The sequence below is a fragment of the Nostoc parmelioides FACHB-3921 genome (genome assembly GCF_014696625.1).
Taxonomy (GTDB): domain Bacteria; phylum Cyanobacteriota; class Cyanobacteriia; order Cyanobacteriales; family Nostocaceae; genus Trichormus; species Trichormus parmelioides.
Genome location: NZ_JACJQL010000002.1, coordinates 328,494 through 350,511 on the forward strand (window position 1 = coordinate 328,494; position 22,018 = coordinate 350,511).

20 protein-coding genes are annotated in these 22,018 nt (G+C 41.3%); 6 read left to right on the forward strand and 14 right to left on the reverse strand.

Translation table 11 applies throughout. The features are described 5' to 3' along the window. The first annotated feature begins 287 nt into the window (after positions 1 to 287). Positions 288 to 932, forward strand: coding sequence for a DUF1361 domain-containing protein (locus H6G14_RS03315; RefSeq protein WP_190565716.1), 645 nt, complete (start codon positions 288 to 290; stop codon positions 930 to 932). Between the two features lie 46 nt (positions 933 to 978). Here H6G14_RS03315 and H6G14_RS03320 read toward each other — a convergent pair whose 3' ends face one another. Then, positions 979 to 2,067, reverse strand: coding sequence for an AI-2E family transporter (locus H6G14_RS03320; protein ID WP_190565717.1), 1,089 nt, complete (start codon positions 2,065 to 2,067; stop codon positions 979 to 981). A 23-nt stretch (positions 2,068 to 2,090) separates the two neighbouring features. Here H6G14_RS03320 and pdxH point away from each other — a divergent pair, with 23 nt between their 5' ends. Beyond that, positions 2,091 to 2,735, forward strand: coding sequence for a pyridoxamine 5'-phosphate oxidase (gene pdxH / locus H6G14_RS03325; RefSeq protein WP_190565718.1), 645 nt, complete (start codon positions 2,091 to 2,093; stop codon positions 2,733 to 2,735). A 350-nt stretch (positions 2,736 to 3,085) separates the two neighbouring features. On the opposite strand, the gene H6G14_RS03330 is transcribed toward pdxH, so the two are convergent. From H6G14_RS03330 to H6G14_RS03345, 4 genes are all read right to left on the reverse strand, one after another. Beyond that, positions 3,086 to 3,946 (reverse strand): DUF3153 domain-containing protein, encoded by an 861-nt coding sequence (locus H6G14_RS03330; RefSeq protein WP_190565719.1) that lies wholly within the window; start codon positions 3,944 to 3,946, stop codon positions 3,086 to 3,088. A gap of 107 nt (positions 3,947 to 4,053) precedes the next feature. Next, entirely contained in the window at positions 4,054 to 4,575 is a 522-nt protein-coding gene (locus tag H6G14_RS03335; RefSeq protein ID WP_190565720.1) for a tetratricopeptide repeat protein, read from the reverse strand. A gap of 238 nt (positions 4,576 to 4,813) precedes the next feature. Beyond that, positions 4,814 to 5,707 (reverse strand): acetylglutamate kinase, encoded by an 894-nt coding sequence (gene argB / locus H6G14_RS03340; protein WP_190565721.1) that lies wholly within the window; start codon positions 5,705 to 5,707, stop codon positions 4,814 to 4,816. An 85-nt stretch (positions 5,708 to 5,792) separates the two neighbouring features. Then, positions 5,793 to 6,338: a shikimate kinase gene (locus tag H6G14_RS03345; protein ID WP_190565722.1), complete on the reverse strand. Its 546-nt coding sequence runs from the start codon at positions 6,336 to 6,338 to the stop codon at positions 5,793 to 5,795. 1,128 nt (positions 6,339 to 7,466) lie between these two features. Between H6G14_RS03345 and H6G14_RS03350 the strand changes: the two genes are divergently transcribed. Next, on the forward strand, positions 7,467 to 7,667 hold the full coding sequence (locus H6G14_RS03350; RefSeq protein ID WP_190565723.1) for a hypothetical protein: 201 nt from the start codon (positions 7,467 to 7,469) through the stop codon (positions 7,665 to 7,667). A 73-nt stretch (positions 7,668 to 7,740) separates the two neighbouring features. Here the strand turns inward: H6G14_RS03350 and H6G14_RS03355 are convergent, their stop codons facing one another. From H6G14_RS03355 to H6G14_RS03370, 4 genes are all read right to left on the reverse strand, one after another. Continuing rightward, positions 7,741 to 8,406, reverse strand: a complete 666-nt coding sequence (locus tag H6G14_RS03355; RefSeq protein ID WP_190565724.1) for a LapA family protein — start codon at positions 8,404 to 8,406, stop codon at positions 7,741 to 7,743. Positions 8,407 to 8,725: 319 nt separating this feature from the next. Beyond that, positions 8,726 to 9,355 (reverse strand): UbiX family flavin prenyltransferase, encoded by a 630-nt coding sequence (locus H6G14_RS03360; RefSeq protein WP_190565725.1) that lies wholly within the window; start codon positions 9,353 to 9,355, stop codon positions 8,726 to 8,728. A 17-nt stretch (positions 9,356 to 9,372) separates the two neighbouring features. Next, entirely contained in the window at positions 9,373 to 11,724 is a 2,352-nt protein-coding gene (locus tag H6G14_RS03365; RefSeq protein WP_190565726.1) for a ribonuclease R family protein, read from the reverse strand. 64 nt (positions 11,725 to 11,788) lie between these two features. Continuing rightward, positions 11,789 to 11,992, reverse strand: coding sequence for a hypothetical protein (locus H6G14_RS03370; protein WP_190565727.1), 204 nt, complete (start codon positions 11,990 to 11,992; stop codon positions 11,789 to 11,791). A gap of 686 nt (positions 11,993 to 12,678) precedes the next feature. Between H6G14_RS03370 and H6G14_RS03375 the strand changes: the two genes are divergently transcribed. After that, a complete protein-coding gene (locus H6G14_RS03375; protein ID WP_190565728.1) occupies positions 12,679 to 13,512 on the forward strand; it encodes a hypothetical protein in 834 nt (277 codons plus the stop codon). A gap of 77 nt (positions 13,513 to 13,589) precedes the next feature. On the opposite strand, the gene clpP is transcribed toward H6G14_RS03375, so the two are convergent. Beyond that, positions 13,590 to 14,204 carry an ATP-dependent Clp endopeptidase proteolytic subunit ClpP gene (gene clpP / locus H6G14_RS03380; protein ID WP_190565729.1) on the reverse strand — a complete coding sequence of 205 codons (615 nt, stop codon included), beginning with the start codon at positions 14,202 to 14,204 and terminating at the stop codon, positions 13,590 to 13,592. A 515-nt stretch (positions 14,205 to 14,719) separates the two neighbouring features. On the opposite strand from clpP, the gene H6G14_RS03385 reads away from it, so the two are divergent. Both H6G14_RS03385 and H6G14_RS03390 read left to right on the forward strand, forming a co-directional pair. Further along, the gene (locus tag H6G14_RS03385) at positions 14,720 to 14,872 is read left to right on the forward strand and encodes a hypothetical protein (RefSeq protein ID WP_190565730.1); all 153 of its coding nucleotides are present in this window, start codon (positions 14,720 to 14,722) and stop codon (positions 14,870 to 14,872) included. Positions 14,873 to 14,986: 114 nt separating this feature from the next. Continuing rightward, positions 14,987 to 17,044 (forward strand): thioredoxin domain-containing protein, encoded by a 2,058-nt coding sequence (locus tag H6G14_RS03390; RefSeq protein WP_190565731.1) that lies wholly within the window; start codon positions 14,987 to 14,989, stop codon positions 17,042 to 17,044. Between the two features lie 77 nt (positions 17,045 to 17,121). Here H6G14_RS03390 and H6G14_RS03395 read toward each other — a convergent pair whose 3' ends face one another. The 4 genes from H6G14_RS03395 to H6G14_RS03410 form a co-directional block, all read right to left on the reverse strand. Beyond that, on the reverse strand, positions 17,122 to 17,349 hold the full coding sequence (locus tag H6G14_RS03395) for an AbrB/MazE/SpoVT family DNA-binding domain-containing protein (RefSeq protein ID WP_190565732.1): 228 nt from the start codon (positions 17,347 to 17,349) through the stop codon (positions 17,122 to 17,124). A gap of 186 nt (positions 17,350 to 17,535) precedes the next feature. Then, positions 17,536 to 18,969 carry a hypothetical protein gene (locus H6G14_RS03400; protein ID WP_190565733.1) on the reverse strand — a complete coding sequence of 478 codons (1,434 nt, stop codon included), beginning with the start codon at positions 18,967 to 18,969 and terminating at the stop codon, positions 17,536 to 17,538. Continuing rightward, the gene (locus H6G14_RS03405) at positions 18,966 to 19,310 is read right to left on the reverse strand and encodes a hypothetical protein (RefSeq protein WP_190565734.1); all 345 of its coding nucleotides are present in this window, start codon (positions 19,308 to 19,310) and stop codon (positions 18,966 to 18,968) included. The genes H6G14_RS03400 and H6G14_RS03405 overlap by 4 nt, the downstream gene beginning before the upstream one ends. 386 nt (positions 19,311 to 19,696) lie before the next feature. Further along, a partial coding sequence (locus H6G14_RS03410; RefSeq protein WP_190565735.1) for a CHAT domain-containing protein occupies positions 19,697 to 22,018 on the reverse strand: 2,322 nt, incomplete at its 5' end.

Below are 22,018 nucleotides of genomic sequence, written 5' to 3' on the forward strand. Positions count from 1 at the left end.
GCTATACTGTGGCTTGTCAGGATTCATCTATGTTATTCACGTAAAAACAAATATAAAAACTCCACCCACAAGGGGATAGAGTTTTGTCAATAGTCAGTGGTTAGTAGTTAGTGGCAAAAATATTTAAAAACCACTCCACTTGTGGGTCGGGGTATTAGATCAGATTGTGTCAACAACTGACAACTAATACGCGTAAAGCCTTCGGCATAGCTCCGCTTAACGCAAAGCGTCCCGCAGGGAAGCGTAATAAAATTCAGACTAATTATACCTTTTGAGAGCGAACAGCTATGAAAGAAGAATTATTAGCCAGAGTATTGCAAGTCTTGAGTATAAATATGCGTTGGATGACTTGGAATTTATTTTTGGCTTTTATACCTTTGCTTTTGAGTGTTTGGCTGTTCCGCATCAGAAGCGGACGCTCTTGGCTATGGTGGCTAGGATTTTTAGTTTTCTATGCTTTTTTACCTAATGCACCTTATTTATTAACTGATGTAATTCATTTAATACACGACATTCGCACCATTGAATCGGTATGGATGATTACCTTAGTGCTAATTCCTGTTTATTTGCTGGTGATATTAGCAGGATTTGAAGCTTATGTCATATCTTTAATCAATTTAGGTTATTATTTACACCGCATTGATAAAAGCGAATGGATTTTAAAGGTTGAATTAATCACTCATGCTTTGTGTGCGATCGGTATTTATTGGGGTAGATTTCTGCGATTTAATAGTTGGGATTTTATTACTCAACCAGATGCTGTATTGACTAGAGGTATAGAAGAACTTTTAGGAAAGCAGCCTTTGATTATTATTACTGCTAGTTTTGTGATCCTCTTAGTTTTATACTTAATCATGAAACGAGTATCTTTAGGTTTTGTGATGCAGCGAAATAATTCGATAGGGAGCAGATCAAGGCGTACTGAATACTAATTTTTTGATTTTAGTAATAAATAGTACTTTTCAAACAATCTGTTAACTATTGATCGTTAGGTGAGGTATGGTCAATAGTAACTGTTGACATAACATCATCCGACTTGCCACCCTTAAGAGCATCGAAAGTTCCTTTAATGGTGCCGGCAATAGGAACAGCAACTAGTGTTCCTAATAAACCTGCTATTTCATATCCCATCAAAATTGCTACAAAAATCCAGATTGGATTAAGTCCAATAAAATTACCCAGCAATCTGGGGCCTAAGAGGTTGTCTTTAATCTGCTGCATGATAATTGCAGCGATCGCCACTTGCACTGCTAACCACCAGTTTTGCAAAAGTACCAAAATTGTTACTAACCCAATACCTAAAGTTGCGCCAATAAAAGGAATCAGTTGAGAAATTCCAATGAGTATGGCAAATAACAAAGCAAAGGGTACTTTGAGAATAAGGAAAATGGGGGTAAGCGCGACAATCATGAATAACCCCAGTAATAACTGGCTGAGGAAGAAATTTTGAAAGTTTAGCTGCAAAGATTTGGTTAGGGGGAATCCGATTTTAGATGGTAGTAAATTAATCAAACCATACCAGACGCGATCGCCATATATCAGCATATAAAATGCCAGCACTATCACTAATATAAAATTGAGCAATCCTGAGAGCAATGTTCCCGCTAATCCCACTGCACTGGAAGCCAGTTGCTGGACGACACTTTGAATACTGGCGTTTATTTGATTACTCGCAACCCGCAAATCGAGGGGTAAACGTCGCTGCTTGGCAAATCTCTCAAAATGCTCTAAGTTTGCTTGACTAGCTGTTAACCAATCAGGAATTTTATTTAATAATTGGACTGTTTGGTCAATCAGCATCGGCACTAAAGTAACTGTCAGAATGCCGAATAAAGTTAAGGTAACGAGCAGAACTATAACAACGGCTTGGGTGCGGGTAATTCTAGCGCGTTCAAAAAATTTTACTAAATAATTCAGTAGGAAAGCTAAAATCGCCGCCAGGCTCAGGATTGTCAAAGGGCTTTGAAAGTAGCGAAAAAGTACGGACAATAGCCAAACATTCAGAGCGATCACCGGGCCGCTCAGACCATAAATGAGTAAACTTTGAAGGGATGAAGAACGGCGCATTGATGCAAAGGAATTAAATCATTATGGATAGAACCATAGCTGACCTCCGCAAGGATTATACCCTAGAGGGTTTGAGTGAAATCGAGGTTGATCCTAATCCTTTCATACAATTTAAAAGGTGGTTTGAGCAGGCTTTAGCAGCCCAACTTCCAGAACCCAATGCTATGACGATCGCTACAAGTACACCAGATGGTCAACCTTCTGCAAGAATGGTACTGCTTAAAGACTTTGATGAACGGGGTTTTGTCTTTTTTACCAACTATAACAGTCGCAAAGGTCAAGAACTAGCGGAAAATCCCCAAGCAGCTTTGGTTTTTTGGTGGGCAGAATTAGAACGCCAAGTCAGAATTTCAGGTAGGGTAGAGAAGGTTTCAGAAAGCGAATCGGACTACTACTTTTACAGTCGTCCTGCTAATAGCCGACTGGGTGCATGGGTATCGAATCAAAGTGAAATCATCCCCAGCCGAGAAGTTTTAGAGCAAAGGATGCAGGAATTTCAGCATAAATATGAAAATCAGGAGATTCCTAGACCTGCCCACTGGGGGGGGTTGCGAGTGATCCCCTCAGAGATAGAGTTTTGGCAAGGACGCTCTAGCCGCCTACACGATCGCCTGCTTTATACTCTTTTAAATGATGACAGTTGGGAAATTCATCGATTATCTCCTTAATAAGCTGTTACTCATTTAAATTGTATATTTCGCACTCAGGTTGTCAAAAGTCCACAGTCCACAGTCCACAGTCCAAGCTAGCCTTTAACTCTGGACTCTTGACTATGGACAGCCCTGACGTAAGAGTATTTGATTTAGCTGCATATCACCTTATAGTTCCGAATGATGAGTAGAATACCATCAAAAATCTGAGATGGTGCGTTAAGGTATCTCCAAAAAATAAATTATTCCGTTCAAGTCGTTGACTGTTGACTGTTGACTGTTGACTGTGAACCGTCAACGGTCAACAATGAACAATATCAATGGAATATTTTTTTAATTGGAAGTCCCTAACTACTCAACACTTATCACTATTCTGCTACGGCGGATTTAGTAGCTAATTGCAGTTTGGGGTCTGGCATAAATGTATACCTGAGGTAAAATCCACCCCAAACAAACAGGATAATTAATAAAGCACCAATACCCAAAGGACTGGGTAACCAGAAGACTACTTCTATATGGTTGAGTTCACCTGGTTGCAGTTGCCACACTAGCTGTCCCCTTTGCTTTTCTGGTGGGACGGCCGTTTCTGTTCTTTGAATGCTTTTGGCTCCCCAAGGTGTTTTTAAGGCGAATTTTAAATCAAGAATGGAGCCAGTATCCGTTAAAACATTACCTTTATTGGCGATTAAAGAGAGCGATCGCAAATCTAGGTCATAAATTAATTGATTTCTAACTACCAAAAGAAAGTTATTTTGTGTCAATAACAAATTGGACTCTACTTTAGGAAATTCTGAATTTTCCGCACCTGCTTCAGTGTCATTTGTTTGATGGGTGCGGGAATTAAAAAATTCGTTGAATTTTGTTTGTAATTCTTGACCATTGCTAAAAGGAATCGTCACAATTACTTCTTCTGGCGAAATGCGTTTGGCATTCCCTTCTAGTTTACGGGCGCGGCGTTCTATACTTGTTAACCATTCATATACATAATCACCACTAAAACTGGTCAGCCTATCTGCCAATTTGATATGCTGCACAAGTTGACCATGATTAGAATTATCAAAATTGACCCCCACATCGTACTGCACACAGCCAGTCAAGAGCAGTGATGTTAACAGTACTAATAAAAAAATGGGTTTGCGAAGTTTATTTTTAGCAGTTAAGTTTGGCAGAAAAAACTTAAACTGTTTGATGATTTTTCTGAAACTTTTACCAAAATTACCATAACTCATTAATATAGTTCTCCTCAAAATTTACTGCGCTATGGGTGTTAGTTGTAATTAGTTAACAGTCAACAGTCAACAGTCAACAATCAACAGTCATCTTTTTTTACCTCCTCCTAAAAATCCAGCCAAACCAAATATGAAATAGTTAAACCAATCACAATTAAGGCAAGCCAGATGAAGCGATTATCTTTGGTATTTACCTGAGAAAGATCAACAAATTCGACTTCAGTAGGTGCTTTTTTTTCTGTAGGTTTACGTGGCTTGGCCATAACACGAGTTTTGGCTTCATTGTCAGACAGTGCGCCTAAATCAGGAATTTCTGTCATCCAATTACTGGGTCTTTTCAATCTTGGCGCTTGCAGGATATAAAGCAAACGTCGGGCTTGTTGGCTAGTTTCTGAGTGGGGATGACGACGAAGTTGCTGACAAAGAGCGATCGCATCTTCTGTACGTCCGGCCGCTTCATAGGCTGTAACTAACCAAATTTCTACTTCACCCCCAAGGCGGGAGTTACGCGCGACTAAGGCGCTGGCTTTTTCGAGATTTTCTACGGCTTCTCGATATTGCCCATTTTCAAAAGCAACTTTACCCGCTTGATATCGAGTTTTAGCCAGTTCTAAACTTTCTGTACTCACTTTTGCCCACCGATCAGCACTAACTGGAAAATAGGGAGTGGGGGGTAGGGGGAAAGATTAGCCCCCATTACCAACTTACCCTCCGGGTACTCTTACGAGAACGCCTGCGGCGAACGCCAGTCCCCTACGGCGGGAAACCCCTCCGGGTTCACCAGTTGCCTACGGAGGGAAACCCTCCTACAGCACTGGATTCACCGCCTACAGGGCTGGACTCACCAATTACCCATACCCTTATAAATTAACTATACTGAGAACCGAGAATCATTGTCCCAATACCCACATCAGTAAAAATTTCCAGTAGTAAGGCGTGGGGAATGCGGCCGTCTATGATGTGTGCGGCTCTGACTCCTTGGGCGAGCGATCGCACACAACAAGTAACTTTGGGGATCATCCCGCCGCTAACAACACCACTAGTAATTAATTCGCGGGCTTCCCTAATATCTACTTTGGGAATCAATGTTCCAGGGTCGTGATAATCTTTTAAAATCCCTCTGGTATCCGTTAATAAAATCAATTTTTCTGCCCCTAAGGCGGCAGCAATTTCACCAGCTACGGTATCGGCGTTAATATTATAAGCCTGTCCCGATTCGTCGGCGGCAACACTGGAAACGACGGGAATATAGCCGTTACTTGCCAAAGTTTCCAAAATTTTAATGTTAACGTTACTCACTTCCCCGACAAAGCCAATACCCTCTTGACCTTGGGGACGAGCAGTAATTAAGTTCCCATCTTTACCACAAAGTCCTACTGCCAAGCCGCCAGCTTGGTTAATCAGAGAGACAATTTCTTTATTAACTCGACCCACCAACACCATTTCTACCACATCCATTGTGGGAGCATCGGTGACTCGTAGACCGTTTTTAAACTGTGCTTCTATTCCTAGCTTATCCAACCAACTGTTAATTTCCGGGCCACCACCATGCACTAAGATTGGTCGCAACCCAACGCAGGATAAAAAGACAATATCGCGGATAACTTGGTCTTTGAGGTGGCTATCTTTCATAGCCGCACCACCATATTTAACAACAACGGTGCGACCGGCAAATTGTTGAATATAAGGTAGTGCTTCGCTTAGTACCTGCACACGAGTAGCTTCAGCTTGCCTGATATACTCAATATCGTTGACCATCATTGACGAGCCGTGGAAACTTATATATTTATGCAGTCAGTATAATTCGTAATTGTTGCTTTCATTGCGAATGACAAATTACGAATTACTAATTAACAGCAGTTTGTTTCAAGACGCTAGGAATTGCCTGGATAATTTTATGAGCAATTTGTTCTGGTGTTTCTTCTGCATTGACACAGATGCGTAAATCTGCTTGCGAATAAAGCGGTGTTCGTTGTTCCAGGAGCGATCGCAATTTGCCTTGAGGGTCATCATCCTGTAAAAGTGGTCTTGTTGTATCTGCCGCTAAACGTGCATACAGTATATCTACTGGCACATCTAGCCACACAATTAAACCGTGGTGTAGGTAACTCCAGTTTTCTCGCCGCAACACAATGCCGCCACCAGTCGCTACAGTCAACTTAGTATAGGAACAAACCTGGGCTAACACATCGCTTTCTATTTGGCGAAATCCGGCTTCCCCTGCTTCGGCAAATATCTCGTTGATAGATTTTTTAGCAGCTTGGGCAATCACATTATCAGTATCTAAAAAGCCATAACCCAATTCTTTGGCGAGTAAATGTCCTACCGTAGTCTTACCAGCGCCCATCATGCCGATTAAGTATAGGTTAACTCCCTGCAATAAACTACTCACGCTTGTTTAATTCTCCCTTATCAGAATCTGGTGTGTTGATTGAAAACAACCCCAGTAGGACGGGTGATGCCCAAGAAACCATAATACAATCAGCCTTGCCCATCACTATATAAGTTTATCTAATATCTGCTTTAAGGTAGGTGCAAAAACTAGCGATCGCCAGGTAGTATTATCAAGTCGTTTTTACGTCTCTCCTCAACATTTCTTCCCAGATTTTACAGCCCCATTAAATAAACCCTCACATAGCAATCCCATTTGATTCGTGATTACTTGGCCTGTGCCTGCACGTAAACTTGGGACTGAAGCAAGGTGAGTAAAGCCTAAAATCACGTGACAGTAGTTTTTATGTAACAGAAGACAACTTCACAATGCACTACCTCCTAGAAGATGAGGAAAATTGACAGGCGCAACGCTTCCTCTAGATATATTTCAAGAAGCACCAAGGAGTTCTATAGTAATACTGCTAAAAATTTGATTAAGAATATTCCTCATTTCTCATGGAATCAAATCATATGAATGCTGATTCCTTGAGAATATTTTCTACTTGTATCAGAGGGGTTCCTTTGCTGGATACCAATATATATGTATAATTTCGAGGCGCTAAATTGTTTGTAATCTCTATAAATAAAGCGAGTTATTGAGGGCTAACTGTTGTTATTACTATTTGATATGTATTCAACGCAACTTAGAAATTTTGTTGATAATTATTCTATACAGCCACAATAAATTGCTGGTCAATTTATAACTATTTTAACAATTTTAATCTGGTGACTTCGTAGTAATGTATTAAGTATGGTTAGGTTTAAAGGAAATTTAATAAAGCTTCTTTGAAACTTTAATCAGACAAATTCAGTCAACATAAACAAGCCTGACTTTATCTTTGACGGAGCCACTTCAGTTGGACATAATACGGTGTTTTATACAGCACATGAATCATATTTTTACATTTAGATTTAACTAGCTTTAATCAATCTTTTTTCAAAAAGAAGGTGTAAAAAATGACGAACCTAGTATTAAAACAGCATCAAACAGCTTTACCAAAATTGACACTTTAGGTATAAAAAATACTGCATATTCTCAGGTCGTTAGCTCAAATTAATTAATGTGGTGTGTAATGAGGCATCAACCATGACTCGAATTCGTGATGTTGTGCAACAAGCTTTAACAACAGGTTATCTCACAGTTGAAGCAGAAAACCAGCTACGTTACTTACTGACTACTCATTATGATTCGGAAGATTTAAACGCGTTCATGAGTTTGCAAGAAGCTGCTATGAACGGAAGAGTAAAACAGGAGTCCCGTGAAAGATGTGGTGTTAAGTTTGGGTGAGGGAAAATTACGTCTGTAATCAAAGCTGGCTACACGTCTCGCTACAGCCAATAAAACTCAGCACTTAGTATTCTCATTCATCATCATCAAAACCCCAATCCTCCTCATCGTCGTTGGCTACCTCTTTATTTGGTGGCTGATATGGAGGAATAATAACTCGGTAATCGGCATCATAAACAGATTCGCTCTTACCTGCTGCGGTGTTTTTTGGTTCTCGGTAACTGTAGGAATATGTAGAACCCGACTGAGAGCCGCTTTTAGGTTTTTGTGGGCGCTCATAAGTTGAGGAATCTGGAAATGACTCAGCTTGAGAATTTGTAGTTGCCCTGTTCCCCGGCTTTTCTTCAAAATCCCAGTCATCATCTGCACCGTTACTTTCCCAATCATCAAACTCATCACGAGCCACGTAGTTAGTTTTATTTGGCGGTGCTTGGCTAGATGGGGGAGGTGTAAATTCTTCTTTGCGGTTCGCTGTATTACGGCTAGAGGTAGTGGTTGATTTAGGGGTGACTCGACGTGGTTGCCCCCCCAAATAATTAGATAATTTGAATAAGCTAGTTATTAATAAAGATGTGCCAGCACCAGCAGCTGTACTAAATAGTATCCACAGAGCTAATGGTAACGGCTGACTTCGCATCCCCAAAAACACCAGAGATAGAGCTGGCGACCAATTTTGTACTAACAAAAGTGTTAGTCCACCTAGTACTGTTACTAATAAAGTTAAGCGAATTACAGCCATAAAAATAATTCGTAATACCCTATGGGTGAATCCTACGGATACGCTTTCTGTAGCTTGCGAGTGCGCGATAGCGTTCTATTCGCGCGAGCGTTGCGTAGCAAAGGAAGGCAAGCTACGTAATTTGTTATAGCCTGCGGCGAGGCTTCACCTACGTAGTTTTCAATTTTTCCTCTTATACCCATGATAAAGCTTGGACAAAAGGCAGATGCTGTATGGAAACAAGGAAGGGGGAAAGAAACCGTTGTTCTTTCTTGTTTGACATCCATAACTGTAAAGGAATAACACCTGAATTATTAGCCTAGCCGCAGGCTGTTAGCATTTACGAATTAGGTTTACCTCCCTCCCATCGTTTTAGAGGTACGCAATCGATATCAAGTTGGTCTAAAGTACGAGCAACAACAAAATCAACTAAGTCCTCAATGCTTTGCGGATTGTGATACCAAGCAGGAATGGCGGGGACAATTCGGACTCCAGTTTCAGCTAAGGTAGTTAAGTTGCGTAGGTGAATCAAGCTAAAAGGCGTTTCTCTAGGAACGATAACTAATTTACGTCCTTCTTTGAGATGCACATCAGCAGCCCGTTCTAGTAAGTCAGAACTCAAACCACCAGCTAGCTTGGCTACTGTACTCATACTACAAGGAATCACAATCATTCCTGAGGTGCGGAAGGAACCACTGGCGATATTGGCTCCTACATCGCTCCAAGGATGGCAACGCAGTTTACCGGACAAAGCAACTCCGGCTTGTTCTCGCCAGAATTGCTCTTGTTGTTTTGGTTCTGACGGCATCCGAGTTTCCTGTTCTGCTTGCCAAACCATGTAAGTTGATTTAGAGGCAACTAATTCAATTTCATAGTCGGCTGTGAGCAGATATTTGAGGGCGCGGACGGCGTAAATCAGTCCAGATGCTCCTGATACGCCGATAATCAGAGGTTTGTTATGTTGTGACACCAGATACTTAACAAAATTTATTCTTCATCTGCATAAGAGTCTAAATCATCAGATTCCAGGTCGTTTGGTAGGTAAATATCGGAAATATCGCCATTGACATTACCAACACCTAAATTTTTAACTAAGCCATCACTACCAACAGTGACTAAATCGATTTGCTGGCGATAATAATCGACGCTCTTGACTTGTACGGAAACCCGATCGCCTAATCTATAAGAAGCACGATTTTTTCTGCCAAATAGTGCCTGTTGTCTGGCGCGGTATTCATACCAGTCATCTTTGAGAGAACTGACGTGTACTAACCCTTCCACCCGCAAGGGTACACCCGGATTGGTTGCAGCTTCGGCAGCTGGGACTTCGATTTCCACAAAGAAACCGTAGGATTGTACGCCAGTAATCACGCCTTGGAAGACTTGACCAATACGCTGTTTCATCAGTTGGGCTTTTTGCAGTCCAGCTAAATCGGCTTCGGCTTCTTGGACTTCTTTTTCCCTGTCGTTGATTTGGATAATCACCCTGGTCAAGTCGCTTTGCATTTCCTGCTGCAACTCTGGGGCTAAAACGTTCCAGTTAATCTCAGAGTGGCTGGAGGAGTGGCGCAGGTTAACCCGTTCTTTGACTCTGGTGTTACGGCGATCGCGTCCGTGTTCTAGTAGCTGATAATACACCCTCTGCATCAGCAAGTCTGGATAACGGCGTAGAGGGGCTGTGAAATGGGTGTATTGTGCTAGGGCTAAACCAAAGTGGGAGGCTTTGGTAGTGCTGTACACCGCAGGCTTGAGGGTATCTTGCAAAAGATAAGTTAACACCTGCTCTGAGGGAGACTCAGCAAAAGCCTTGGTTAACTGTTGATAATCCAAGGGTTCAATATCTACATCTGGTTCTATCGCTAGTTCTACCCCTAAATTAATCGCCAGTTTCAGCATTTCTTGGACATCTTCCGAGTCTGGTGTGCCTTGAGTGCGCCAGATAGCGGGGACACCTAAAGCACTCAGATGGGTAGCAATTAATTCATTAACTAGTAACACCAATTCCATCAGTAGCGATCGCACTGGGGAATCATTCACCAGTACAGCCCCTAAACTACCCTCATCATAGTAGGGGTTTTGATTCGACGGCAGATTTAACTGTAAGCTACCACGGGCTAGACGCGATTCCTTGATGGCTTGCCCAATAGTAGTTAAGTTTTGTAGCCGTTCTATAACCTGTGGCGAGTCTTTTTTCGTGGCTGCACCTTGGAGAATCGCTTCTGCTTGCTGTTTACTGATGTTGCTATCTACGTTAATGACACTGGGCTGAATTTCCCATTCCAAAACTTCTCCGGATTGGGAAGAAATCGTAATTAAAAAAGACAGTGCTAGGCGATCGCTCCCGGTCACAAGTGAAGCGCGATCGGCAACAGTATCCGGTAACATGGACAATACCAAGTCTCCCAAATACACCGACCGACCCCGTTTGATTGCTTCCCTGTCTAAGGGTTCATCTGGTTGGACGTAGTGAGATACATCAGCAATATGAAAACCTAATTGCCAATTGCCAGCTATTGTTTTTTCTAAACTAATGGCATTTTCTATTACCTTGGTGTCGCTATTGATGCCAGTAATAGTAAAGGTAAATAGATTGCGTAAATCTAGTTTATTTTTTAGGTCTGCTTTAAGTAGCCTTTTGGGCAACTTAGCGGCTGCATCTAATATTGACTCAGGGAAATTACGTGATAAATCATGTTTACAGGTAACTAAATCTATATCCGCCGCCGCTTCCGCATCACTGCCCAAAATTTGGACTACACGACCTACTGGCGGATACTGAGCTAGAGGATAACGCAGTACTTCGACGTGAGCGAGGTGATCAATAGCCTCTTCTAGTTTGAGTTTGTTGGCTTGAATTTTTAGTTCAAACAGCAGCCGATCATCTAGAGGGACAGCACGAAAACCGCCTTCTACTTGTTTAATCCGTGCCAGTAAAGTGTGATTGGAACGTTCCAAAATCAGCTTAACTTCTCCTTCAGGAGAACGGCGACGACTGCCTTCTTTGAGAACACGTACCAATACGCGATCGCCATTCCAAGCATTACTCAGATGACTTTCACGAATATAAATATCCTCAGCCCCTTCCACATCTTGAATGGCAAAGCAAAAGCCTTTACTAGAACAACGTAGCTTTGCTTCGATCATTCCTTCCTCGGAAATGCGGCGATACTTCCCGCGTTCTTTTGCCAAAACCCCAATTCTCTCCAGCACTTCCAAGGCGATGTGGAGTTTTTCTAAACTGTCTTCATCCTCGCATCCTAGTTTCTTTTCCAAAACTTTGCGAGCCACCAATTTATCATCGGTGAAATTGGCAAGGAGTGTAGCGATTGAAAATTCCATGCAGTGAACCGACCTTTGGTCAAAACATCATTTTTGCTTGAATTTGGTTCTTTGCCGTATACCCTCACGGCTTACGGATACTAACTGGACACGAATTACCCTCAAGTTGGGTTCCCGAAGTTTCCACAGAAGAAACTAACCCAACCGAAAGGTAAGCTGCTTCTTCATAAGTCGCTCCGCGTAGGTTACTTCTTTGCAGGAGTAAACTTCTGAAGAACTTCTCACTGCACGACAAACTCAGAGTTAGCTTGCGCTTAGGTTCCTTCATCTAACCAAACTTAGAGACTACGCCTGATTTACATTTTGCCCCATCAGGTAATTACGCGGTTGGTTTTGAGAGGCTGGTTTTAAGATTTACTCTCCACGCTGACCAAAAGCGTTATGTAGGGGAAAATACAGGTGTTTGATTGTCTAGCTTGAAGGTACTTTTACGCCATGATACTCTGATTTTTACTAGGAGAAACTGCTGAATCACCCAATTTGCCCATATGTAGAATCGGTAACAATTAGGTAGCAGCTTAATAAGCAATGAGGGCGAACCTTATCTCCATTATTGTAGATTTAGAGCGCACTTCCAGAAAATATTATGGATCTGGAATTGGGTAAATAGTATAGCATTAATAGCCAAGTCACCTAGAGTTAGTGAGTAGAAACAAAAAATTACCTCTACACTCAGCTATTGTAATAATTCGTAATTTGTGGTTACATTCTTTGCTCTTGGTCAACACAACGGATATTTTTACCCACATACAAGGTAAGTGGATGTAAATTAAAATATATCCAGAGAGAAACCTTAAAGGAAAAAGTTAGTCACATTTACCAAGATTTCTCATCCCACAAAAGTTTGTTGATAACTTCGGTAGGATCAAAAATCTCCAACGTGTAACCAGTGGCTGGGGTAAACAGGTAGCATCAACCCCATTATTCAATAGATTTAGATTTGGTGGCAGTATTATGTTGGCTCAATTCCAGAGCTTGTACCCCAACGGCAGCTTAATTTCTGAATTAGTCCAAATTTTTCAGGGAAAATATATCGTTCGGGCAAGCGTCCAAATTGAAGGTATCACTCGCGCAACTGGTATGGCAGCAGCAGAAACTGTGGAAGCCGCCGAAGACCAAGCAAGAAATAGAGCGTTGATTGTTTTGGGGATCACAGATACACCACAAGCATCAATAGCGCCTTCCCCAAAACTCATATCTCAGGTACAAGCCGATCCTATCTCTTATGAGTCTACTTATACTTCGATTCAAAATGAGGATTTTGGCAAAAATAATTGGTCAATTACTAACAATAATGATCAAAGCAAAGATGTACTGAATACTACCTCAGTTAAAACAACAACATCGAAAAGTAGTAAAACTGAAAACCCAATTCCCGACTTCCCCCAGAAATTACCAGATATTAACTACTACGAACCAGAACTAGAACCGCCAATTGAAGACCTACCTCCATTGACAGCACAACAGCCAGAAATTCCTACCATAACGGAAATAGCTAATAGTAATGTCACCCCATTCACGCCCCGAAACTACAGTCCCCAAGAGAACGTAACCAGCATATCAGGCGGCACAGGGAAGAAAAAGAAAAAAGCCGAGCCTGTAGATTTATCAGATGTAATCGCTAAAACTGATGTCGAATTGCAGCGCTTGGGTTGGACACCAGAACAAGGAAGAGAATATTTAATCAAAACCTACGGTAAACGCGGACGTACTTTGTTAACAGAAGACGAATTACACAGCTTCCTCAAACACCTAGAATCTCAACCAGACCCAATTGCTGGGTTCTAAATTAGTCAATAGTCCAAAGTCAATAGTCCATAGTTAGCAAGTAAATTAACTATTGACTATTGACCATTGACCAATGACTACTGACTAACCATCGCCACTGGACGGCTACCAGCAGCATGACGGTCAATCACTTGGTCAATTAAACCGTAATCCCTGGCTTCATCGGGCGACATGAAAAAGTCACGTTCGGTATCTTCAGCAATGCGCTCAATGGGTTGACCAGTGTGTTCGGCTAAGTAATCATTTAACCGCCGCTTGTGGTAAAGGATTTCCCGCGCCTGAATTTCAATATCAGTTGCTTGACCTTGAGCGCCCCCTAGAGGTTGGTGAATCATAATCCGCGAATGGGGTAGACTCATCCGCTTACCTTTAGCCCCAGCACTCAGGAGAAAAGCACCCATACTTGCCGCCAATCCTGTACAGATGGTACAAACATCAGGGCGGATGTGTTTCATAGTGTCAAAAATTCCCATACCAGCAGTTACAGAACCACCAGGAGAATTTATATACAAGTAAATATCTTTTTCTGGGTCTTCTGCGTCCAGAAACAGTAACTGAGCAACGATTAAGTTAGCCAAGTTGCTGTCAACTTGTTGACCCAAAAAGATAATCCGCTCACGTAATAGCCGTGAGTAAATATCAAAGGCGCGTTCACCTCGACCCGATTGTTCAATAACGATAGGAATAGTCATGCAGCGTGCTTGTAGCTAATTTACATCCATCTTATCAATTGGGGATTGGGTACTGGGAATTGGGGATTGGGGATGACATTTACTCCCTGCTTCCCTTGCTTCCCCTGCTTCCCCTGCTCCCCCTGCTCCCCCTGCTCCCCTAATCCCTAGTCCCCAGTCCCTAAACCCTAGTGCAGATGCACATCATCATCTTGGCACTTTTGATAGTGAGATGCGTCTAGAGAAATGGCTCTTCTAGATTAGAGAAAGAAAAATCAACCTTTATTGGCAATTGCCCACCTGATTTTCAGGCTTGCTATTCACATTATGTAGCTTGGCGATCGCTCACGGTAGACAAAACACCATCTTGACCTAAATCAGTTGTGCATCTTCAATTTCAATATTCAATATTTCTTTAGCTTTTTCATCAGCCAGGATACTGGATATTTAACAGAAATCCGTTAAACCAAGATAACGGGGTGTAGTTAGACTCACTAATTTCACTAGCCAATGCTATCAACCGAGGGAGACCTGCCATGCTAGAAAAACTTGTGCAAGCCGCCATCATCACTTTCTTGCTCCACCTGATAGCAGGAATTCACCCAAATAGTAAAATCCAAACGAGAACAGTTACACCCACGCCAGAAGTCCCTGCATCACTGGTGAGTTTTTTACGTTCTTTAAAATGAATATTGGGGAGTAGGGAATAAAAAATAGGGTGCAAAGTTAGAAAATCATGACTCAGCAATCATCACCCATTCAAGCTAGACTGGGCAAATAAGGCAACTACCAGCATCTGTATCATGACTAATCGCCTTGCCCAAACCAAGAGTCTCTACCTCCGCAAACACGCCGAAAACCCCATTGATTGGTGGCCTTGGTGTGATGAAGCTCTTGCTACAGCTAAAGCACAAGATAAACCAATTTTTTTGTCGATTGGTTACTCCAGTTGTCACTGGTGTACTGTGATGGAAGGTGAGGCTTTTTCTGACCAAGCTATAGCCGAATATATGAATGCTAATTTTTTGCCTATCAAAGTAGATAGGGAAGAAAGACCAGATATCGACAGCATATATATGCAGGCGTTGCAGATGATGAGTGGTCAAGGAGGCTGGCCTTTAAATGTTTTTCTTTCACCAGAGGACTTAGTTCCGTTTTACGCTGGTACTTACTTTCCTATAGAGCCAAAGTACAATCGTCCTGGGTTTTTGCAAATTCTGGAAGCATTACGCCGCTATTACGATACTGAAAAAGCAGATTTGCGCCAACGGAAAGCCTTAATTGTGGAATCGCTCCTCACCTCTGCGGTATTAAAAGGGGAAGCTACCCCAGAAGCGGAAGAAAGCGAATTATTCAGGCGTGGTTGGGAAACTAACACAGGCGTAATTACTCCCAACGAATACGGTAATAGTTTTCCGATGATTCCCTATGCTGAATTAGCATTGCGGGGAACTAGATTTAATTTTGCATCCCGATATGAGGGAGAGCAAATTTCGACTCAACGGGGTCTGGATTTGGCTTTGGGTGGGATTTATGACCATGTGGCTGGGGGATTCCACCGTTACACTGTTGATCCCACTTGGACGGTTCCCCACTTTGAAAAGATGCTTTATGACAATGGTCAAATTGTCGAGTATCTAGCAAATTTATGGAGTGCGGGAGTCAAGGAGCCAGCTTTTGCAAGGGCTGTGACTGGAACTGTTGCATGGCTGCAACGGGAAATGACCGCGCCGGAAGGTTATTTTTACGCTGCTCAAGATGCTGATAGTTTCACAACTCCTACGGATGTAGAACCAGAGGAAGGTGCTTTTTATGTCTGGAGTTATGCTGAGTTAGAACAACTGTTAACGCCAACAGAATTAACGGAATTACAACAGCAATTTACAGTCAGTCCTCAGGGGAACTTTGAAGGTAAAAATGTACTGCAACGCCGACACCCAGGGGAATTGAGTGCAAGTATAGAAACTGCATTAGGAAAGTTGTTTGCTGCTCGTTATGGTAGCGATGCGGATACCCTAGAGACTTTTCCACCAGCACAGGACAACCAGGAAGCCAAAACTACTCACTGGCCAGGACGTATCCCTTCGGTGACGGATACAAAGATGATTGTGGCTTGGAATAGCTTGATGATTTCTGGTTTGGCTAGGGCTGCTGCGGTATTTCAGCAACCTTTGGCTGGGGAACTAGCAGCTAAGGCGGCGAACTTTATTTTAGAAAATCAATTTGTCGATGGGCGTTTCTACAGGCTCAACTATCGAGGGGAAGCGGCTGTGTTGGCTCAGTCGGAAGATTATGCTTTATTTATTAAAGCGCTGCTAGATTTACACACAGCCACACCTGAAAAGAGATTTTGGTTAGAAAAAGCGATCGCACTACAACACCAATTTGATGAGTTTCTTTGGAGTATAGAGCTTGGTGGTTACTTTAATACAGCGAGTGATGCTAGTCAAGATTTGATTATACGAGAACGCAGCTATATAGATAATGCTACACCCTCAGCTAACGGTGTGGCGATCGCTAATCTCGTGCGTCTGTCATTACTCACCGATGATTTACACTATCTCGATTTAGCCGAAGCTGGGTTAAAAGCTTTCAAAACTGTTATGTCTAGCGCTCCTCAAGCTTGTCCTAGTTTATTCACGGCTTTAGATTGGTATCGTAACTCTACTTTGATTCGTAGCACAATTGAGCAAATCCACACTTTGATCCCCAGTTACTTACCGACGGTTGCATTCTCTGTAGTGTCTAGCTTACCTGATAATAGTGTTGGTTTAGTTTGCCAAGGCTTGAAGTGTTTACCATCAGCCGCAAGTGTGGAAATGTTATTACAACAAGTGCGGCAAAGTCAAAATAGGGGATAGGGATTAACAATTCAAAATTCAAAATTCAAAATTCAAAATTCAAAATTAAAGACACTTGGAGTCGGCGATTTAAACATTCACTTAGCGAGTTCCTTCAACGCCTGACGAAACTTCTGGCTACCTTCTCGATAAATGGCCATCGCTTTCTCAAATTCAGGATCATAAGGACTAAGCTGGAGTCCATGTTCAGTTTCCGTGACAAATAAGGTATCCCCTTCGGAAAGGTTGAGCTTTTCTAGCAACTCCTTAGAAAATGTCACCCCCACAGAATTACCAATTTTGCGTAACTTTAAGGTCTGGATCATGAAACTTTCCCCTATGTAATTACGAGTGTAACTACTATATTAGCCCTCAATTCCCAACGCCTCAAAGTTTTTAGAGATTTCTGCGGCTAACTCCACAGCTTCTTGATTGATGACTAACAAACGACTCAACTTATGAATAACTTAACTGAAGCGCCTAACGCACCGCTAAATAAAAAGCAGAATAGCTTACTTTCGCCGTCTAGTAATTAGCCAGCCTACGCAGATAAAAAATAAGACAGCAAAGAAACTGAGAATTAACGAGGCGTAAAAGGGATGGGGTTGGTTATCAGGAGATAATGCGGCTAAGGGTTGGTTGATTTTGTCGATGTGGGAAACGATGACACCGGAAGCTATTGCGCCGCCACCAAAGCCGATACCTATTATTTGGATTGTGGTTTCTAGAGTGCGATCGCGTTTTGCTTGTTCTACATCGCGCTCTGCTTGTTCTATTTCCACAATACCGCGAATTGTGTCTATGGCTTTACCTAACAATTCTGAGCCGTGACGAAAATAACCCAAGTCGCCATTAATTTGTTGTTGGAAATAAGCGCAGTTTTTTTGGCTAAATGTTTCTAGAAAGCTGATATCTTCATTGGCGAAGATGCTTTTAATTTGTTGTAGTCTCTCGTTGTAATTATAAGTATTGATAGCGATTGTATTTTGATATTCTTCTAAGTTTCGTAGTAGGCGTGTGTATGTTAATGATATTTGGGGTAAAGCTTTTAACTGGTTTTTTAAGTTACTTAAGTTGATTTTATTATCATATTGGGTCTCATCTAATTTGGGAACTTTATCAATTGTATCTTCGACTTTTCTATAGGCTGAATCTAGTTCTTGATATATTTTACGACTATCTTTATAAGCTTTAACTGCTTTGGTACGGAAGAAAAATAAATCTAGTAATTCTTGATAGCATTGATTAAATTTACTGTCTGCTTGTTCGTCAGTAAATAACCATATTAGAACGTGTTGATAATTATTTAATTGGCTAAATAAACCGTATTCAAAAACTGGACTACCAAATAACTCGCCTTGGCGGTTGAATGGTGGTAGAGGATAGTTATCAGGAAAGAAAGATTTTAAACATTCATTGGCTATTTGCTGGATAATTTGTCTGTCTTTTGCGCCTGTTAACCAGCCAGTAATTAGCAGACTTTGACCGAGAAATAAAGGATTTGCGGGAACTGTGAAGCAATTATTTTGATTTAATTGCCGTAAAAAAGTAATGTCTACATCATCTGTCTGATTGTTATTTTCCTTTTCGGGACGGCGGAGATTTAGCCATAAACTGTAACTATCATATATTCTTAAGGGATGAGCAAAGCCTTTAATTAATAAGTCTTGGGTTTGGTTGAGAGAAATGTTACCCTGCAAATCGACAGCATAGTTATCATCGATTACTTCTGAGTCTTTGAGTAAATCGACACGGGGGTTATCTGGGTTTTTATTAACATCAAGACGTTGATGGAGTTGTAAATTTTTGTGTAAAGTTGCGCTGGCTATAGCGTTAGCCTGATGCCAAAGAAAGTCTTTATCTGATGATGAATTGTTTATGTCACTACTGGCACTTTTGTACAATTGAAAAGCGAATAAATGAATGTTTGGTGCATAAATTTTCATGGTTGCTTGGTTTGGCTATTGCTTGTTTTTCTCTCTTCTAGTTTCTTGAGTTCATCTTGTACTACTCGATAGCGATTTTCTTGAGTATTTTCTTGGATTTCTGGCTTACTTTTGCTGACTTTCTCAATTTCTCTTTCTTCAATTAATACAGCGTCTCTCACATCTTCATAGTCGAGATACCATTGGCGAATGGCTTCTGCAAATAAATCTGGTGGTTGGGTTTCTAATTGAGCAAGTTTGTTTAGTAATTCGGGGATGGCTACAATAGCTTCTGGCGAGAAAACATAATCTTGGTTTCTCACCACTTGGGTAAATGCTTGAATAAGTTTATCTGGTTCCATAGCTTTTGTTTTTGAGTTGGTTAATTATTGAGGATATTTTACAAGTTATACCAAATTTTATATAAGAGGATGTTTCAAAAGTGATTAACTGTGATTTTAATTACATTAGTCCCCCCTTGTAAAGCTATCCATTACCCACATCTTTGTGCTGGGTGCAAAATGTGGTTTGATCCCCCTAAATCCCCCTTCAAAAGGGGGACTTTGATTCTTGTTCCCCCTTTTTTAAGGGGGGTTAGGGGGGATCAAAACGTTTTTGGGCAACTTTATAAGACTTGTGTGTACACCGTACCCTTTACAAGGGGAAGGTTAGGAAGGGGTAAAAATCTACGTTCATCTGCGTTTAATTTGCTACTAATTTAATCTTTATTCTATTGAGAAGATAAAAACTAAACTGGAGAAATAGCAGAAAAAGCAGCCCAAAATTCTGGTCTTTTAAATGGTTGTTGTTCAGGTTTATATTGTTGTAAAAAGCCAATGATTTTTTGCTGTTGTGTGTTTTGCATATTGGTTTTACTTTGCACCCAGTCTATAATTTGTGATTGCGTTGCTCGGCGTAACCATGTTTGGGTATGGTTCAAGGCTAAGGACACATTATATTGATAAAGTGGTAAGTTTTCATAAAATTTAATCATTAGTAAAGCTGTGTGAAAGTCGCTAACTGCCCATAAACTACTAATAATGTTAGTTCCACCAGCACGCATAAAACCACTTGCCAAACCTATATATTCATCGCTGTTATTTGTATAGTCAATAAAACCAGTTTCGCAAGCGGACAGACAGACGAGGCGACAGTTATTTAAGTTTAATTGAAAGATATCTTCTAGGGTGAGACATTTATCTAAATCAATAGCTTTTTCGTTGTCAATTCTCAGGTAGCGTGATGAGTTGATGGTGCTGGGAATTGTAGAGGTTACTGCATCGGCTAACTGTAAACCAGATTTTAAGGGGAAACGGAAGTTAAAGTAACCGTGACAAGAGAAATGTAGCCATTGGGAATTGCTGAGGGTTTCATCTGTTGGTGTTGCTGTTAAGGCGGCTTTGGTGGCTTGGTGATGTTTGAGGATTTTTTGGGGTTGAAAATCTGCGGCTATGGTTTCGACTTCGATATCTGTGAAGGCTAAATCGTTAGTGGGGTTTTGAATGGCAAATAAGTTACTGAAGGAATTTAATTCTAAGTTGGCTAATCTTCGCACTCGTCGTTGAGTAAATCGTAAAAGTTGATTACTTGGTGCATAACTTACGCCATGAGGAAATCTATCAAATAAATATTCTGGTTGTGATGAGTGTTTATTAGCTAGGGGTACAGCATGGAGTGGGAATAAATGTAAATAACGATGGGGAATGACAATCAGTTTTTTGTATTGGGAGGAGATGAGAGAAATTATCTGATTGAGGTGAAGGATTTGAGTGAGTTGGGTTAGTTTCTCGTTTAGCTGATATCGCCATTTTTGTTTATCTTCACCGTAGATTTGCAGATAATTATCAGTCCATTCTTCTAAATTTTTTAAATCTTCTGAGCCTGATTGCCAAATGATTGGTTGATGGTTTTTGCTGATGATGAAGGCACGAAAACAATCAGTAAATATATACCATTGAATAATAACTGTTTCATCGTCTAAAAGATTTTGAATTTCTGCAAAACGGATATTGCTATCTATTTCAGGGAGATTCTCTAGATTGATTGAGTCTGCTTTGCTTAATAGTTCTACTAAATAACGGGTTTTGCTGCGTTCAATATATTCTATCGCTTCAGTGTCTTTGCCCAATGCTAGGCAAACTTCTATCATGCGTCTATGAAGTTTATTCCATTCTTCTGCTTGTTTGCGCTTGGCTTCTTCACCTAAATTATCACCTGCATTAATTTCACCTCGTAAAGCTTCGACTGTTGCTATTGCTTGGGCAAAGGTGTCGTAAGCTAAATTAAATTGTTTCTCTTCTTGGTATAAGATACCGAGATTTAACAAAGTTTCTGCATTATTTTGGGGAAAATCAGTGCGGGTTCTGACTTCCAGAGCCGCAGAATAAGCAGCGATCGCCTTCTCCAGATTCTCCCCTCTGTTTCCTAATATTCTGTATAAGTAAGCAGTCGCCAGATTATTTTGTATAGTTGCCCATTTTTCAGGAAAATCAGTGCGGGTATAAACTTCCAGAGCCGCAGAATAAGCAGCGATCGCCTTTTCTAAATTCTCGGCTCTGTTTCCTAATATTCTGTCAGAGTAAGCAGTCGCCAGATTATTTTGTATAGTTGCCCATTTTTCAGGAAAATCAGTGCGGGTATATACTTCCAGAGCCGCAGAATAAGCAGCGATCGCCTCCTCCAAATTATCCCCTCTGTTTCCTAATATTCTGTCAGAGTAAGCAGTCGCCAGATTATTTTGCGTCATTGCCCATTTTTCAGGAAAATCAGTGCGGGTTCTGACTTCCAGAGCCGCAGAATAAGCAGCGATCGCATTTTCCAGATTCTCCCCTCTGTTTCCTAATATTCTGTATAAGTAAGCAGTCGCCAGATTATTTTGCGTCATTGCCCATTTTTCAGGAAAATCAGTGCGGGTATAAACTTCCAGAGCCGCAGAATAAGCAGCGATCGCCTTCTCCAAATTATCCCCTCTGTTTCCTAATATTCTGTCAGAGTAAGCAGTCGCCAGATTATTTTGCGTCATTGCCCAATCTACAGGAAAATCAGTGCGGGTATATACTTCCAGAGCCGC